The organism is Ligilactobacillus salivarius (genome assembly GCF_035231985.1).
In the GTDB taxonomy this organism is placed as follows: Bacteria; Bacillota; Bacilli; order Lactobacillales; family Lactobacillaceae; genus Ligilactobacillus; species Ligilactobacillus salivarius.
Map to the genome: position 1 here is coordinate 204630 of NZ_CP117984.1, position 12554 is coordinate 217183.

Here is a 12554-nt window from a genome sequence, read left to right on the forward strand (position 1 = left end):
AAAATCAAATAAGGTGGTGATTTAAATGGATACAAGGAAAAGAATTACAATAATTTTTCCTGAAGATATGCACAAAAAGTTAAAAAAGAAAACCAAAAGAATAGGTATTTCAATGAATACGTATATACTTTTGGTTTTGCAAAAAGCTATTTAATTTTACTATGCGATTCTTCAAATTTAGAAATATGTTCATCAATTAATCGTTCAATTTCCTTGTTTGTAGAACGACCATTATATTCTGCAATAAATTTAATTTTATCTAGTTTTTCTCTAGGAATCCTAAGTGTGTATCTAGGTAAATTATCAGACATAATTAGAACCTCCTGACTTAAAAACGATGTCATATTAATAATACCATTTAAAAGAACTTAAAAAAAACATTGACGCATAGTTGACTAAGTTATGACGCAATGATATTATTTTAATGAAAGGTGTGACGCAATAATGACGAATAAGAATAAACGTTTTACCTTGAGAGCTTCAGATCAATTAGCTACTAAATTGGAAAAGAAAGCACAAAGATTAGGTGTTTCAAAAAATGCACTGATTTTATTTACTCTAGAAAAGGAACTAAACAATGAACAAAAGAAAAAGTAGAGTGCAGGTGCTAAGTAAGGGTTCGAGTCCCTTAACTCTAATAGCAGCTTTGATATAGCTGCAAAAAGTATTTAAGTATTTTTTATTATTCTTGGTTTGTATGACTGGTGTCTAGTTTACTAGGTTAGTTCGATTCTAACTATACAAATATAAAATCAAATAAGGTGGTGGTTTAAATGAGGGAAAGAAAAAGAATAACGCTTCAACTCTCTAATGAATTAAAAAATAAGATAGAGAGAGAAGCGTTAAAAAGAAATAGTTCTATAAATGAACTTTTAAATATTATCCTTTACGATTGGTATTATCGTTAAAATATTGCTGAAGTACAAATTCAATTTCTTTATTAGTAGATCGCTTATTTTTTTTAGCAGACTTAGAAACTATATCAAATAGTTCCTTGTCAATTCGCAAGGTAAATCTTTTATCGTTATCATTTGTGAATTTATCAACCATGGTTTACCTCCTTAAATGATGTCATCCTGATGAAAATTATAGTATAGAAATTACACTAATTCAATTTGTCAAGTTGACGTCAATTATAAAAAGTGATATTATAAAATCGTTAGAAAGGATTGACGTCAATATGACAGGAAATAAAAGACCTAGATTTACTTTTAGAATGTCTCCTGAAATGTTTGAAAAAGTAAAAACAAGTGCCTTTAAAAAAAATATTAGTATGAATGCTGAAATTTCAAGAATCCTATATCTTTATTTTAAAAATGAAATAAAACAGAAGGAAAAGTAGAGTGCAGGTGCTAAGTAAGGGTTCGAGTCCCTTAACTCTAATAGCAGCTTTGACATGGCTGCAAAAATAAAAAACATATCAATATCAATCCAAACAAAACATACTAATTAGTTCCTGTTATGGCAACGCTTAAGCGTGGAAGTTCGATTCTTCCGACAGGAATTACAACTCTATTTGATGAGTTGTAAAAACTAACCCCCATAGGCTACCTCATGAAATAAATTATTGCTTACTCAAACTATTACTAACTGTTATTAATCGCATCGAGGTAGCTATTAGGAGAATGTGTCTTTAGGGCTAGAGTTCAATCTCAGCATTCTCATAGGCTTTACCGAAGCCTATTATTTATCTATTTTTTATTTAATTTAGTTGTTGTGGCTAAGCATGATCCTGGATGCTTCAGAAGGTTCGATTCCTTCTTAGCCGTTAAACGTTAATGTAAAAAAAGGAAGTGTCAAATATGCGAAAAGAAAACAAAGTTCCACAAAATTTTCTCTTTATAGACGTAGATTTATTTAATAATCCTAAATACCATACTTTGAGTAATACTGCTAAGTTAGTTTATTCTTTGTATACCTCTAGATTTAGGATTTCCTTCTACCACTATCTGGAAGAAGATTACACTTATTACGATGCAGAAAAGGGGTTATTTATATATTTTTCTAATGAAGATCTAGCTAAAATTTTAAATGTCTCTACACGTAGTATCACGAACTATAAAAGAGAGTTATTAGAATTTGGACTAATTGAAGTTCAAGATACTAAGAATAACGGACACAGAATATATGTAAAGGATGTGGAAGTAACTCCAACAGATCTTGATAAAGAAGATTTAGTAATGCCTTACTTTGCTACTGACAAGGAAGAATATCCTAGTGAGGTAATTAGTGATACAAACACAATGGAAAATAATTCCGTAATAACGGAAAAAATTTCTAACAACAAAGAGAAAAAAATTCTATTAAGTAAGAGAAATTTAAAAACAAAAGATATTACATATGATTCAGGTACGGGATATATTCCTAATAATAATTCAACTCAACCTCAAACTAACTCTTATCTAAGAGATCTATCTGTTGAATCCATTGGAAATAGAATTAAGAATCAAATATCTACTCCTGTTTTCGCAAAAATTAAAATGTTGGCTCAGAATTCTTACGAAAAAATAAAATTCTATGCTGACACTATTTTTAAAGCTAAAAGTCAAGTAATGAGTCGATTATTGAACAACCCTAATTGGCTATATCGCCAAGAATTTCAAGAAGCTACACGCTTTGAGAGTAATATTTTTCTTGCTGATGGGTTAGAAAAATCGTTATTGAAACTAGCTGAGATTATGTATAAATCTGATACTAAAATCCATTCTGAAGAGCGTTTGTCCTACGTTTACTTAAGAAATGGTCTAGCAAATTCGACCAAGAAATATTTACTTGATAATTTTGAATTTTCTGATGATGAAAGATATCAGATAACGCAGGCCTTAGCATTTTAGGAGGTGGATTTTATGGAAAAAAAGGATGTATATGCATACACTCCGACTGTAAATATTGAGAAATATGAAAAATTGGATTCTGAAGAAAGAAAAGATTATTTGTCTTTGGACAAAAGAATGCACAGAATAACTGAAGGCTTTGCTTACGATGTGGGGAAAGTTTTAAAGGATGCTCAAGAGAAGTTTAGAAATCAAGGGCGAAAAGATATATTCTCGTTCACAGATTGGCTCAAATCGTGGGGATTTGCCAAGAGTAGAGCATATCAGTTGATTAATTTTACTGAATATGTTGATAAATTGCAGAATAACACTGAACTAGATGGTCAGAGCATGGTTGAAACATTCAACTCCTTACCGAAGATGATGCAGTATAGCATTATCAAAGATAGGGATCCTGATCATCAAAATCAGGTCGAAAAGTTACTGTCTGAGAAAGTGACAGAAACTGAGCAATACAAGAAAGTTCTACAAGACTTCTATAACGCTAAAGATGCATTAGATGTATCACAAGCCAAACAAAAAGAACTAGAAGCTGCAAATCGTGAACTTCAAATAAAAAATATCGCAGTTCAAGAAGAGAATGCAAAAACTCAATCAAAATTGATTGAGAGCCAGCAGAAAATTCATAAATTACAAACAGAAAATTATAAACTACAGAACCAACCTGTAGAACAAATCCAAGTTCCACCTGCTGATTATGGAGAAATAAAGCGCTTAAATAAAAAGCTGATCCAAGATTTAGAAAAATCTGAAGAGAAAGAAAAATCTCTAAGAGAGAAGTTAGAGCAAAGTCAAAGTGAATCGGATAAGGATTTAAGTCATTTAGAAGTTGAGCTTAAAAAGGTCAAGCAGGAGAAATTGGAGTTAGAAAAGCTTTTACAAAGTGATCAAGTTAAACAAAATTTGGAAGACTTTAAAAAAGCAACAGTGATAGTTGCAGAAATAAAAAGATCTTTGGTAGAAGTCGGAGAAAAGTTACGAAAAGATGAGATTAAAGCTTTGACAACAAAAGATTTAGAAAACTTGGATTTTGGCGAAATCGTTGTACAAGTCAGTGATTTAATTGACTGTTTAAATGAGATCCAAGAGACAAGAAAAATGATAGAAGGAGAGTTTTCAGAGGTATAGGGGGATTGAAATATGATTGTCAGTGGTTACTTTCTGATGCAAACGGGGTGTGATGTGATTCAGCGGTTCTGGAAAGTGCCGAGTAAATTTGAAACATTGATAAGTAAGACTAACTTGAGTGAAAAGACTCTGTTGGTAATGGCACCTGACATGGAAGGGTATGTACATGTAGCAATTTTGGCCAATAAGAATATCAGACCTAATTCCTTAAAACAAAATGCTTTAGTTTTAGGAAATATTCTAAATATTATTCCTACAAAAGAACATACACCTTTAGTTCTGACAGATTATTTACTTGAATTACCGTTTGAAGTTATTAATCAAGGAATTGAAACCTTAATTCAACTACATTCTTCGGAGGACGATGGCAATGATGAAAGAAAAGTGGAAGTTAATAGAGGAAGCTAAACAAAAATCTGAGATTTTAGATGCAACAATTCATGGTACTTGGTTTGAAGAAGTAGAAGAAAGCCGTAGTGAACACAATAGGAGAAAAAGAAAAGTGATAGTTTTCTACAAAATATTTGGTATTACTACATTTATTCTGATTTTACTATTGGTAATTTATAACATACAAGTGGGATAGGGGATTGTGATCATGAGTGAAGAAGAAAAGAAAAGATACAGAAATAGAAAAATAGTAACCGTAATTGTAATGGGAATATTAGTGCTAATATTTGGACTTATTGGACTATTGCAACTAAATTCTTTAAAAAGAACTCCAACAAGCGAAAGAAAAGAAGCTATAAATTCTAATATTCCAACGATAGTTATGTTTTATTCAAAAACTTGTCCAGATTGTAAGAAAGTTATTGGAACAGTCAAACTTGCAAGATTTAAGTCCTATGGTAATCCTACCAGGCAAGATTATGGAGTAGCTTTTGTTGAGGTAAATACACCTGATGATAAAGATTTGGTTAATCAATATCATATAACAAAAACTCCAACATTTATGATCTTTAAAAATGGTCAACCACAAGCAATTGGAAGTGCAAATGGATTTGACGTATTCCAATATGCAGGAACAGATAAGAAACAAATAGAGAGTTTATATACCAACCTTGTTTTGAAGCAAGGAGGGGATAGTCAATGATTGATGAGATAATCCAAAAGTTTAGGTCATTTAGGAGTAAATGGCAAGAATTTCTAAAAAAACACCATGAATGGTATATGGATCATGCACGTCAGCGTAAATTAATTATCTTTGGTGTGTTAGTCACATCAATGATTGGATTGCTAATTGGTACGAGATTTGTACCTTCAAAAAGTAGATTTCAAGATACACCAATTGGAACAGGTTTATCTTTTGGTAAGAATAACAACGCAACAATCTCTATGGATTCTAGAAAATATAATGCTGATCAGAAATTTATGGTAATTAAATTTACAGTTAAATCAGATGGCAGCCACCCAATTGATCCTAAATATGTAAGCTTTAAGGCAGTAACTTTAGAAGGACAAGATACAAAATACCAAGTTTTACCATTAGCAAATAGCCAATATATTTTACTTTTATCAAATCTTTCAAAGGGATACAAAGCAATTCAAATAAAAGCTACTAATCATCAACCTAGTGTAGATAATGCCACAATGGATACTGAAGCAGCATTAGATGTAACAGATAGTAGTTCTTCCAGTGCTTCTTCTGAAAGTGTGGAGAACGATCCAGTTACTAAAGATGGAGTAAGATTTGTTATCAATGAAGATAATAAATTTATTGATAACAAGCTGGTTAAATTATCACAAAAAGATTATGCAGTTCAATCTCTAACACAATCAATTAAGATTTTGAATAGAAGAATTAATAAACAATATGCAAATATTGAATCATTCCAAAAACAAATTGTAGCTGATAAAAATGCAATCCAAGCCGCAGAAAAAGATAGACAGTATCAAGTAGATCAATCTGATGCAGATAACCAGATAGCGTCCGCTAAGGCCGATATTAAATTTCAGGAAAGTTCAATTAAGAATTCTAGAAAGTTGATTAATACATTGAATGATCAAATAGATCTTTATCGTAAACAAATTATGGATGTGGAATCAGGAAAATATAAGTTTAAAAAACCAGTTAGTGCAGATAGTTTAAGGTGATATCGGAGTGTAAGAATAGTCTAAGTGAGGAGCATAGGAATGGTAAAGAAAGCAAAAACAGTACCAAATGTTTATAAAGAAGCTTTTGAATCTGTAGTGTTAAGAGGACAATCCCTGGCAATTAGATGTATTGAAGGCGAAATTAGTTATGAAGATGCTTTTATTGAATTGATTGACGACTTAACATCTGTTGAGATGGCCATTGAGACTGTAAAGAAAGAAGAGGAACCTTATGGATAGACTATATTTTTTTATGAATAAAAAAGTGATAGAGGAAAATCAAAAATTAGCTGAAGAAAATCATAAATTAAAAAGGTTGATCAGATCATATAGACAAGTAATTGCTGACTTACAAACAGAAAATATGTCATTGGAAAAAGCATTATTTGAGGAAGAATTTGAAGATGATGGAACTGAAATTCCTGCAGATCTATGGGATAAGTTCTAAAAAATTTTAGAGCGTTAAAAAAGCGTTAAAAAGCGTGCGATTGCGTTAAAAAGCGTGTGAAAAATCTTAATTTTAACGCTTTTTAGATCAAAAAATTAATTAATTAAGGCTTGAAAAAAGCAATGGCTAGAAAAAGAAAATATGTATATGAACTAAAAAAGTTAGAGGTGGAAGAAATGGGAAAAGAAGATAAAAATGTTTTTATCTCAGGAAGTTTGGATAATGAAGATGAAAAAGCATATAAAATAGCTAAGGCGATTTGTAGAAAGTTAATAGACAATGGCTTCAATATAGTAACAGGGTTTGGAAAAGGTATAGGTTATTATGTTGCTGGAGCAAGCATACAAAAGTTGGAAAGTATTAATGAGAACATAGAAGATCGATTAATAATGCGTCCATTTGCCGATGATATGAGTCCAGAAGAAATAAAGAAATATAGAAGTAAATTAATAGCTAGTACAAAATTTACAATCGTTATGTACGGACAAGCCGTTGACAATAACGGTAATAAAGTTGCAGCCAATGGTGTATTAGAAGAAGTAAGAGTATCAGAGAAACAAAATAACTATATAATTCCTATTGGGAGTACAGGATACGCTGCAGAAAAAGTTGCTTTAGATATTAAGAATAATATTATAAGTTATCCTTATTTAGAGAATTATATTGACAATTTATGTGTTGAAAGTGATCCTAATGCAATTGCAAAACTAGTTCTACATATTATTACAGATATTAGAAATAATGTTGTTAACCAGTCAACCGAACCACCAATTAAAGTAGGTGACTTGTAGAAATACAAGCTGGTTGATTAGCTAATGATTATATCTTCATTATTGTTTGTAAAAAATTATAGTAGTAAAAATAATTCTGTTTTTTACAAAGAAGAGGTGGAAAATATGAAACTTGTAAGTAAGAATAATCCCAGATTAAAAGAAAAAGTTGTGACTTCATGCATAACAATTACACGTAGTAATTTCAAGGATCCTGATCTAAAAGCCAAAGACATTATTAATGTTGACGATAAGAACTATATTGTTTTACATATTATATCAATAAAAATCACTAATCGTGTGAAGTTTCGTATTGAGTATAAAGTAGTTGTCCAAGATTTAAATATTAATGTACGCCTTTTTGATAAAGTTGATCCGTATGAAGACATATTTGAAAAAACATACACAATAAAAGTTGGAGAATTTTTTAAGTGCGATAAAAGTATGCAACTTACAGTTGTTGACACCCCTGAAGGAGATTTTACATTCACTTATGTTTTAGATCAGGTTAAATCAACTAGAGTCAAATATCCAGATATCTATGTGATAGCTGAATATAAATACGTTCATATTGTTAATCAAGATGAGATTAATAGTATTTTATACAAAGAAAAAATAAAAAAATTCACACTAATTTAGTGATATTTTAGCAAGGAGGAATCATATATCGAATGCAAAAACAAAAGATAGGGAAATTTATAGTAAAAACTAGTGACAAATTGTGGGAACGTTGGATAGGAATTCTAAATACAATCTATTTCTTTATGATTGGAATACAGGTTTTTACGATAGTATACATACCTTTTCCAAGAAAACTAGAAGTGGTAATTATAATTGGAACTATAGGTTTTGGAATCTTATTTAGTGTATTAGTATATATAGCTTTGGGACAAATATTTAAAAAGATCATGGATCAATTATAGTAAAGTACGATTCCTGCAGATCTATGGGAAAAGCTCTAAAAAATTGTTAAAGCGTTAAAAAAGCGTGTGAAAAATCTTAATTTTAACGCTTTTTAGATCAAAAAATTAATCAATCAAGTATGTAAAAGAGGAAAGGATGACTCAACATGGATGCAGTTAAAGTTGTTAAAGAAATTAAAAAAAGAGTTAACGGTGTATATATATCCAGTGATTTAATTGAGTATCTACAAGAAGTAAACGCTAAATATCCAGGCAAATTAAAGCCTATTGCTAAAGGAGCGTCTTTTAAAGGAATTCAAGAAGATCATAAAGTTATCAATCGACTAATTCAAAGTATTTCAGATAATGAAAAGACATTTAGTTTCACTAGGTCATATTTATTTTTAAATTATTTAAAATATAATATTGAAAATTTATCTGAAGTTAAAGAAATCTCATTAAGTATTGAACTACTTGAAAATGCTACAAGTGTTGAATTAATTCAAGTCAAGCAAGGAAAGCACGATATTACTGAGCATTTTAATTTAGAGAAAGATGGATCCAGATTCATGATAAATTTTGGCAATGAAATAATACGAAAAATTGTTAAAGAAAACCTACCTCTAAGTTTTAAGTATAAAGAAACTATCAGCTTGGAAGTTCCATCATTTGTATAAGGTGTGGTTATATGTATACATTTGTTAACTCCAAAGCTTTTACTTATACATGGTTTGGAATGTCATTATTTCTACTTTGTATAACTTCTTATATAGGTTATACAGGATTAAGTTTATTTTTTATCTTAACTTTCATCAGTAGTTTTTTTGACATCTTACTAGAGCATTGGTACTCGATAGGTGTATCAAAGAAATTAGTTATCTTCAATTGTTTTGCTAATGCTTTAGGTATTATTGTTCAAGCATATTATGGATTATACGGTGGCATGGTGACTTCTACTATTGGTTTCATGTTGTTAATTCATAAAGCATTAACATGGGATAGTAGAAAAGATGGGAAAATCAGTTATTTCAAAAGACAAGAGACAACGCTAACTATCATGGGTATTAGTTTAGGAATAGTAATTCTAGGTATGGTCTATGGAATAGTATTCAGAGGAAATCAGCCATTTTGGTTAGTAGGGTTGAATATTTTGACTTTTATATTAGGTGTAGGTGGAAGAGTATTGTTACTCAATGGAAAAGTACAAGCTCAATACCTATATATTGCTAGAGAGTTAGCAGATTTAGCTATCTTTATTTCAATGATCAGTTTAAGTCTAACATCAGATAGTTTGTGGTTACGTTTAGCTAGTATTGTTTCTAGCTTAATAATTTTGTTTAAAGCAAGTATAAATTGGGCATATGAAGCTAAAAATAGGTGATTAGAATGGATATAGTAGTAAAAATATTAATTGGTTTAGTTACACAAATTATTAACTTTCTTATTTTATATAGTTTATATTTACTATTTAGTAAAATTTTCCATCTACCAACTAGTATTATCATGATCATTCTAATCATGATTGGCAATGTAATTGAAGTTAATTTTAAGATTAATGTGTAAAGGCATAAATACATTGAGGTGATGAGTGGTATGCAAAAACAAGAGATTATCAATCCTTACGAATTAAGTAAGGACGACAAGGTCAAGAAACAAAGAACATTTTATTCTAAGAGAAAAGCTATTAAATATCTTCAAACTAAAGCAACACATTTTGAAGTTACTAAAAAGCTATTTAATGAGTTAGACCAGACTGGAAGATTGCTTCCAAATAAAAGTAGATTTGGTTTTGGTAGATACTCTGAATATAATCTTGATCTCTACGCTTATGAAACTCAACCACGATCGATCAAGACGGAAATTTAAAATAACAGAAGAAGGGGTTTTATGCAATTTTTAGATAAAGCGCTGACTACGGTATTAATTGTAACACTTTTGGCAAACGCAGCTACATTACTCATGGGGTTATTTTATTTTTTTAATCTACCGTTATTTGAATTATGGATTGTAGAGAATGTAGTATTGTTTTTTGAAACACTGGCTAAACTAGAAATTGAATTTATAATTTTTGATCATGAAGATCATTGTTAATCAAGATGAGATTAATAATATTTTGTACAAAGAAAAAATTTACACTAATTTAATGATATTTTAGCAAAGAGGAATCATATATCGAATGCAAAAACAAAATTCAGAAATAATTAGCGGTATGAAAAAAGAGTTAGAACAAAGTTTTAAAGGGTTAGATATGTACGTTAGGTATCACAAAAATAATTATGAAGAAACAAGTTCCTTCGATATACCAGATATTACTATTTATTATGGTGAATCAAGACTAGATATTTATCATGATGATGATATTAATACAACGCAAATTACTTTTGAATGTCAAGATACTAGTACAAACAATTTGGAAGAATTGAGTAAAGTTATAACTGTGGTTGGTAAGTACTTTGCTATGATTAAGATTTAAAAAATACTAACAAGCAGACCTTGTATCCACGATATTTTGAGTTGGTCTTACGCTTTGAGAACGTAGCAAGGTATTGCAAAGTTAAGCTGTTCTTTGCATCAATAAACACAAAGATCAAACACTTTTAAAGTCACGTCATAAAAACAGCACAACAGAATCTCCTTTAAGTTTAGTTGTTGTAGTTAGCCCTATATCCACAAGATCTGAGTGGTCACTTGCTTTTGAGAACAAGATAGGGTGTAGGCGAGATATAAGATCGAGCTTTTATATTTTGCCTAGAAGATTTTGGGTGATAATAATTCACCCTTCACACTTTCTTTTAAATACTACTACAGGTTGCAAGAAAAAATAATATGAAGGGACGTGGGCTACCTTCATTGCATATAATATTATTTTTTGTCTATACCTTGCAGCTAGTCCTACATCCACAAGATCTGAGTGGTCGCTTACTTTGAGGGTAAGGTAGGACATTAACATAATCAATAATCTACTAAGGGAAGTGATTGATATGATTCATGCAGTATTGTATACAAAACCAAAATGTGTTCAATGCAAAATGACTAGAAGAAAGATGACAGCTTTAAATTTTCCGTATGTCGATAATTATTATGGTGATTGCCACGAAGACAATTCGATTGATGTTGAAAGTTCAGACGAAAAGAAACGTAACTGGTCGATTGAGAAAATTGAAAAGCTTAAGCAAAAATATCATATAAAGAGTTTACCGTTTATAAAAATTGTTGATGATAATAATAAAGTTTTAGATTCGTGGGTAGGATTTCGACCAGATAAAATTTCTAAATGGTGTTTAAAGATAAAATGACATTTAAAAATAAGTGCGTAGTATTTACGGGTTCTCTTCAAAGTATGTTGAGAAAAAATGCAATAGAAAAAGTAAATGCTGCTGGAGGTATCGTTAAAAATTATGTTTCAAGAGAAACTGATTATTTAGTAATTGCTCCTAGACAGTTAGATATGTTTGAAAAGGAACGTAAAAGTAAGAAACAAATAGCTGCAGAAAAAATTAATATGAATGGCGGAGAAATAAAAATAATTTCAGAAGAAAAGTTTCTAAGCATGTTGAAGTAATCTAATAGATAAAGATAAACAAATTTCTCAACAAAGAGAGATTAAAAAATTTGGCCGTCACAAATGTGATGGCTATTTTTTATAGCATTTTAAAATTGTTTAACAAATGTTTTACGTAAAATAAGCGTAAAACAAAGCGTAAATTAGGTGTAAAACAAGTGTTAAATAGCTGTGTAACAAGCGAGAAAATTTGGGACATGAGAAAATGCCGACACTGTCGGCTCCCACGCACCCGTGGGATAATTTTCACTTATGCTCTTTAGCTTAGTTGTACAGAATGCAGAGCTTCGTTTTACAACTTAGCTAAATGATTTTGTAGTTTTGCTTCTTTCGTTTCGTTTTTCAAAAAAAGAAATAAAAGAAGTCGCCTTTGATTTTGAAAAGGCGAAAATAATGGCGAAACTTTTCTTGTAAAAAATAAAATTTTATTGTGAGCTTGTGGAGGTGAATACTATGAAGTATAAAGATGCTCATATAAGATTTGATATTGATTTATATAAAGAACTTGAGATGGAATCAAAAAAATATAATGAAGGAATAACAGCAGTAGTTAATAGAATAATTTCGGAATATTTTAACAAAAAAAGGTGGAGTAGCAGTAATCCTGAAGTAATAAATGTTTTAACTCGATTAATTGAACATGAGAATAACAATACTCATATTTTAAAAGATGCTTTGGAAGTTTTAGTAGAAAATAATCAATTGAGTAAAGAGAATCAGCAAAGACTGGATATCCTAATTGAAGATAATAATAATATTTTAGGATACGATGATATTTTGGATAAGTTAAATGATAGTGAGAATTTGTAAGGAGAT

Annotated in this window: 25 protein-coding genes; 23 read left to right on the plus strand and 2 right to left on the minus strand. The window is 30.2% G+C overall.

Translation table 11 applies throughout. From position 1 onward, the window contains the following. Positions 1–25: 25 nt before the first annotated feature. Positions 26–154: a hypothetical protein gene (locus PTA89_RS09960; RefSeq protein WP_259283935.1), complete on the plus strand. Its 129-nt coding sequence runs from the start codon at positions 26–28 to the stop codon at positions 152–154. Here the strand turns inward: PTA89_RS09960 and PTA89_RS09965 are convergent. Beyond that, the gene (locus PTA89_RS09965) at positions 147–311 is read right to left on the minus strand and encodes an Arc family DNA-binding protein (protein ID WP_094372102.1); all 165 of its coding nucleotides are present in this window, start codon (positions 309–311) and stop codon (positions 147–149) included. The genes PTA89_RS09960 and PTA89_RS09965 overlap by 8 nt on opposite strands. 133 nt (positions 312–444) lie before the next feature. On the opposite strand from PTA89_RS09965, the gene PTA89_RS09970 reads away from it, so the two are divergent. Continuing rightward, complete coding sequence (locus PTA89_RS09970) at positions 445–597, plus strand: toxin-antitoxin system HicB family antitoxin (RefSeq protein WP_157905547.1); 153 nt, start codon at positions 445–447, stop codon at positions 595–597. A 282-nt stretch (positions 598–879) separates the two neighbouring features. Here PTA89_RS09970 and PTA89_RS09975 read toward each other — a convergent pair whose 3' ends face one another. Then, positions 880–1050, minus strand: coding sequence for an Arc family DNA-binding protein (locus PTA89_RS09975; RefSeq protein WP_080767600.1), 171 nt, complete (start codon positions 1048–1050; stop codon positions 880–882). A gap of 130 nt (positions 1051–1180) precedes the next feature. On the opposite strand from PTA89_RS09975, the gene PTA89_RS09980 reads away from it, so the two are divergent. From PTA89_RS09980 to PTA89_RS10080, 21 genes are all read left to right on the plus strand, one after another. Continuing rightward, a complete protein-coding gene (locus tag PTA89_RS09980) occupies positions 1181–1342 on the plus strand; it encodes an Arc family DNA-binding protein (RefSeq protein ID WP_324177478.1) in 162 nt (53 codons plus the stop codon). 460 nt (positions 1343–1802) lie between these two features. Next, complete coding sequence (locus PTA89_RS09985) at positions 1803–2834, plus strand: replication initiator protein A (RefSeq protein WP_095759052.1); 1032 nt, start codon at positions 1803–1805, stop codon at positions 2832–2834. Between the two features lie 12 nt (positions 2835–2846). Next, a complete protein-coding gene (locus PTA89_RS09990; RefSeq protein ID WP_223686950.1) occupies positions 2847–3962 on the plus strand; it encodes a hypothetical protein in 1116 nt (371 codons plus the stop codon). Between the two features lie 75 nt (positions 3963–4037). After that, positions 4038–4370 (plus strand): hypothetical protein, encoded by a 333-nt coding sequence (locus PTA89_RS09995; protein ID WP_223686949.1) that lies wholly within the window; start codon positions 4038–4040, stop codon positions 4368–4370. After that, positions 4333–4548, plus strand: a complete 216-nt coding sequence (locus PTA89_RS10000) for a hypothetical protein (protein WP_011476634.1) — start codon at positions 4333–4335, stop codon at positions 4546–4548. Before PTA89_RS09995 ends, PTA89_RS10000 begins: the two co-directional genes overlap by 38 nt. 12 nt (positions 4549–4560) lie before the next feature. Further along, positions 4561–5055, plus strand: coding sequence for a thioredoxin family protein (locus tag PTA89_RS10005; protein WP_223686947.1), 495 nt, complete (start codon positions 4561–4563; stop codon positions 5053–5055). Further along, the gene (locus tag PTA89_RS10010) at positions 5052–6056 is read left to right on the plus strand and encodes a hypothetical protein (RefSeq protein ID WP_223686946.1); all 1005 of its coding nucleotides are present in this window, start codon (positions 5052–5054) and stop codon (positions 6054–6056) included. The genes PTA89_RS10005 and PTA89_RS10010 overlap by 4 nt, the downstream gene beginning before the upstream one ends. Positions 6057–6095: 39 nt before the next feature. Continuing rightward, complete coding sequence (locus PTA89_RS10015; protein ID WP_223686944.1) at positions 6096–6296, plus strand: hypothetical protein; 201 nt, start codon at positions 6096–6098, stop codon at positions 6294–6296. After that, positions 6289–6504, plus strand: coding sequence for a hypothetical protein (locus PTA89_RS10020; protein WP_223686942.1), 216 nt, complete (start codon positions 6289–6291; stop codon positions 6502–6504). Before PTA89_RS10015 ends, PTA89_RS10020 begins: the two co-directional genes overlap by 8 nt. A gap of 122 nt (positions 6505–6626) precedes the next feature. Then, positions 6627–7295, plus strand: a complete 669-nt coding sequence (locus PTA89_RS10025; RefSeq protein WP_223686940.1) for a hypothetical protein — start codon at positions 6627–6629, stop codon at positions 7293–7295. A gap of 105 nt (positions 7296–7400) precedes the next feature. Beyond that, positions 7401–7913, plus strand: coding sequence for a hypothetical protein (locus tag PTA89_RS10030; RefSeq protein WP_223686939.1), 513 nt, complete (start codon positions 7401–7403; stop codon positions 7911–7913). A 32-nt stretch (positions 7914–7945) separates the two neighbouring features. Continuing rightward, a complete protein-coding gene (locus PTA89_RS10035; protein WP_324177479.1) occupies positions 7946–8197 on the plus strand; it encodes a hypothetical protein in 252 nt (83 codons plus the stop codon). Between the two features lie 146 nt (positions 8198–8343). Then, positions 8344–8853, plus strand: a complete 510-nt coding sequence (locus tag PTA89_RS10040; RefSeq protein ID WP_223686936.1) for a hypothetical protein — start codon at positions 8344–8346, stop codon at positions 8851–8853. Between the two features lie 11 nt (positions 8854–8864). Continuing rightward, positions 8865–9557 carry a nicotinamide mononucleotide transporter gene (locus PTA89_RS10045; protein WP_223686930.1) on the plus strand — a complete coding sequence of 231 codons (693 nt, stop codon included), beginning with the start codon at positions 8865–8867 and terminating at the stop codon, positions 9555–9557. A 5-nt stretch (positions 9558–9562) separates the two neighbouring features. Further along, positions 9563–9739: a hypothetical protein gene (locus tag PTA89_RS10050; protein ID WP_223686928.1), complete on the plus strand. Its 177-nt coding sequence runs from the start codon at positions 9563–9565 to the stop codon at positions 9737–9739. Positions 9740–9769: 30 nt separating this feature from the next. Next, positions 9770–10042 carry a hypothetical protein gene (locus PTA89_RS10055; protein WP_223686927.1) on the plus strand — a complete coding sequence of 91 codons (273 nt, stop codon included), beginning with the start codon at positions 9770–9772 and terminating at the stop codon, positions 10040–10042. A gap of 21 nt (positions 10043–10063) precedes the next feature. Next, positions 10064–10267 (plus strand): hypothetical protein, encoded by a 204-nt coding sequence (locus PTA89_RS10060; protein ID WP_223686925.1) that lies wholly within the window; start codon positions 10064–10066, stop codon positions 10265–10267. Positions 10268–10352: 85 nt separating this feature from the next. Next, positions 10353–10649, plus strand: coding sequence for a hypothetical protein (locus tag PTA89_RS10065; protein ID WP_223686923.1), 297 nt, complete (start codon positions 10353–10355; stop codon positions 10647–10649). A gap of 508 nt (positions 10650–11157) precedes the next feature. Next, complete coding sequence (locus PTA89_RS10070; RefSeq protein ID WP_223686921.1) at positions 11158–11472, plus strand: glutaredoxin family protein; 315 nt, start codon at positions 11158–11160, stop codon at positions 11470–11472. Next, positions 11469–11738 (plus strand): BRCT domain-containing protein, encoded by a 270-nt coding sequence (locus tag PTA89_RS10075; protein WP_223686919.1) that lies wholly within the window; start codon positions 11469–11471, stop codon positions 11736–11738. The genes PTA89_RS10070 and PTA89_RS10075 overlap by 4 nt, the downstream gene beginning before the upstream one ends. A 453-nt stretch (positions 11739–12191) precedes the next feature. Then, the gene (locus PTA89_RS10080; RefSeq protein WP_081537565.1) at positions 12192–12548 is read left to right on the plus strand and encodes a hypothetical protein; all 357 of its coding nucleotides are present in this window, start codon (positions 12192–12194) and stop codon (positions 12546–12548) included. Positions 12549–12554 lie beyond the last annotated feature (6 nt).

Bases quoted from the DNA above. Each gene is read 5' to 3' on its own strand.
- PTA89_RS09965 (WP_094372102.1), bottom strand. From the start codon at position 311: ATGTCTGATAATTTACCTAGATACACACTTAGGATTCCTAGAGAAAAA.
- PTA89_RS10005 (WP_223686947.1), top strand. From the start codon at position 4,561: ATGAGTGAAGAAGAAAAGAAAAGATACAGAAATAGAAAAATAGTAACC.
- PTA89_RS09990 (WP_223686950.1), top strand. From the start codon at position 2,847: ATGGAAAAAAAGGATGTATATGCATACACTCCGACTGTAAATATTGAG.
- PTA89_RS10040 (WP_223686936.1), top strand. From the start codon at position 8,344: ATGGATGCAGTTAAAGTTGTTAAAGAAATTAAAAAAAGAGTTAACGGT.
- PTA89_RS09980 (WP_324177478.1), top strand. From the start codon at position 1,181: ATGACAGGAAATAAAAGACCTAGATTTACTTTTAGAATGTCTCCTGAA.
- PTA89_RS10050 (WP_223686928.1), top strand. From the start codon at position 9,563: ATGGATATAGTAGTAAAAATATTAATTGGTTTAGTTACACAAATTATT.
- PTA89_RS10015 (WP_223686944.1), top strand. From the start codon at position 6,096: ATGGTAAAGAAAGCAAAAACAGTACCAAATGTTTATAAAGAAGCTTTT.
- PTA89_RS10045 (WP_223686930.1), top strand. From the start codon at position 8,865: ATGTATACATTTGTTAACTCCAAAGCTTTTACTTATACATGGTTTGGA.
- PTA89_RS10075 (WP_223686919.1), top strand. From the start codon at position 11,469: ATGACATTTAAAAATAAGTGCGTAGTATTTACGGGTTCTCTTCAAAGT.
- PTA89_RS10065 (WP_223686923.1), top strand. From the start codon at position 10,353: ATGCAAAAACAAAATTCAGAAATAATTAGCGGTATGAAAAAAGAGTTA.
- PTA89_RS09970 (WP_157905547.1), top strand. From the start codon at position 445: ATGACGAATAAGAATAAACGTTTTACCTTGAGAGCTTCAGATCAATTA.
- PTA89_RS09960 (WP_259283935.1), top strand. From the start codon at position 26: ATGGATACAAGGAAAAGAATTACAATAATTTTTCCTGAAGATATGCAC.
- PTA89_RS09975 (WP_080767600.1), bottom strand. From the start codon at position 1,050: ATGGTTGATAAATTCACAAATGATAACGATAAAAGATTTACCTTGCGA.
- PTA89_RS10020 (WP_223686942.1), top strand. From the start codon at position 6,289: ATGGATAGACTATATTTTTTTATGAATAAAAAAGTGATAGAGGAAAAT.
- PTA89_RS10030 (WP_223686939.1), top strand. From the start codon at position 7,401: ATGAAACTTGTAAGTAAGAATAATCCCAGATTAAAAGAAAAAGTTGTG.
- PTA89_RS10000 (WP_011476634.1), top strand. From the start codon at position 4,333: ATGATGAAAGAAAAGTGGAAGTTAATAGAGGAAGCTAAACAAAAATCT.
- PTA89_RS10060 (WP_223686925.1), top strand. From the start codon at position 10,064: ATGCAATTTTTAGATAAAGCGCTGACTACGGTATTAATTGTAACACTT.
- PTA89_RS10010 (WP_223686946.1), top strand. From the start codon at position 5,052: ATGATTGATGAGATAATCCAAAAGTTTAGGTCATTTAGGAGTAAATGG.
- PTA89_RS10025 (WP_223686940.1), top strand. From the start codon at position 6,627: ATGGCTAGAAAAAGAAAATATGTATATGAACTAAAAAAGTTAGAGGTG.
- PTA89_RS10035 (WP_324177479.1), top strand. From the start codon at position 7,946: ATGCAAAAACAAAAGATAGGGAAATTTATAGTAAAAACTAGTGACAAA.
- PTA89_RS10055 (WP_223686927.1), top strand. From the start codon at position 9,770: ATGCAAAAACAAGAGATTATCAATCCTTACGAATTAAGTAAGGACGAC.
- PTA89_RS09985 (WP_095759052.1), top strand. From the start codon at position 1,803: ATGCGAAAAGAAAACAAAGTTCCACAAAATTTTCTCTTTATAGACGTA.
- PTA89_RS10070 (WP_223686921.1), top strand. From the start codon at position 11,158: ATGATTCATGCAGTATTGTATACAAAACCAAAATGTGTTCAATGCAAA.
- PTA89_RS10080 (WP_081537565.1), top strand. From the start codon at position 12,192: ATGAAGTATAAAGATGCTCATATAAGATTTGATATTGATTTATATAAA.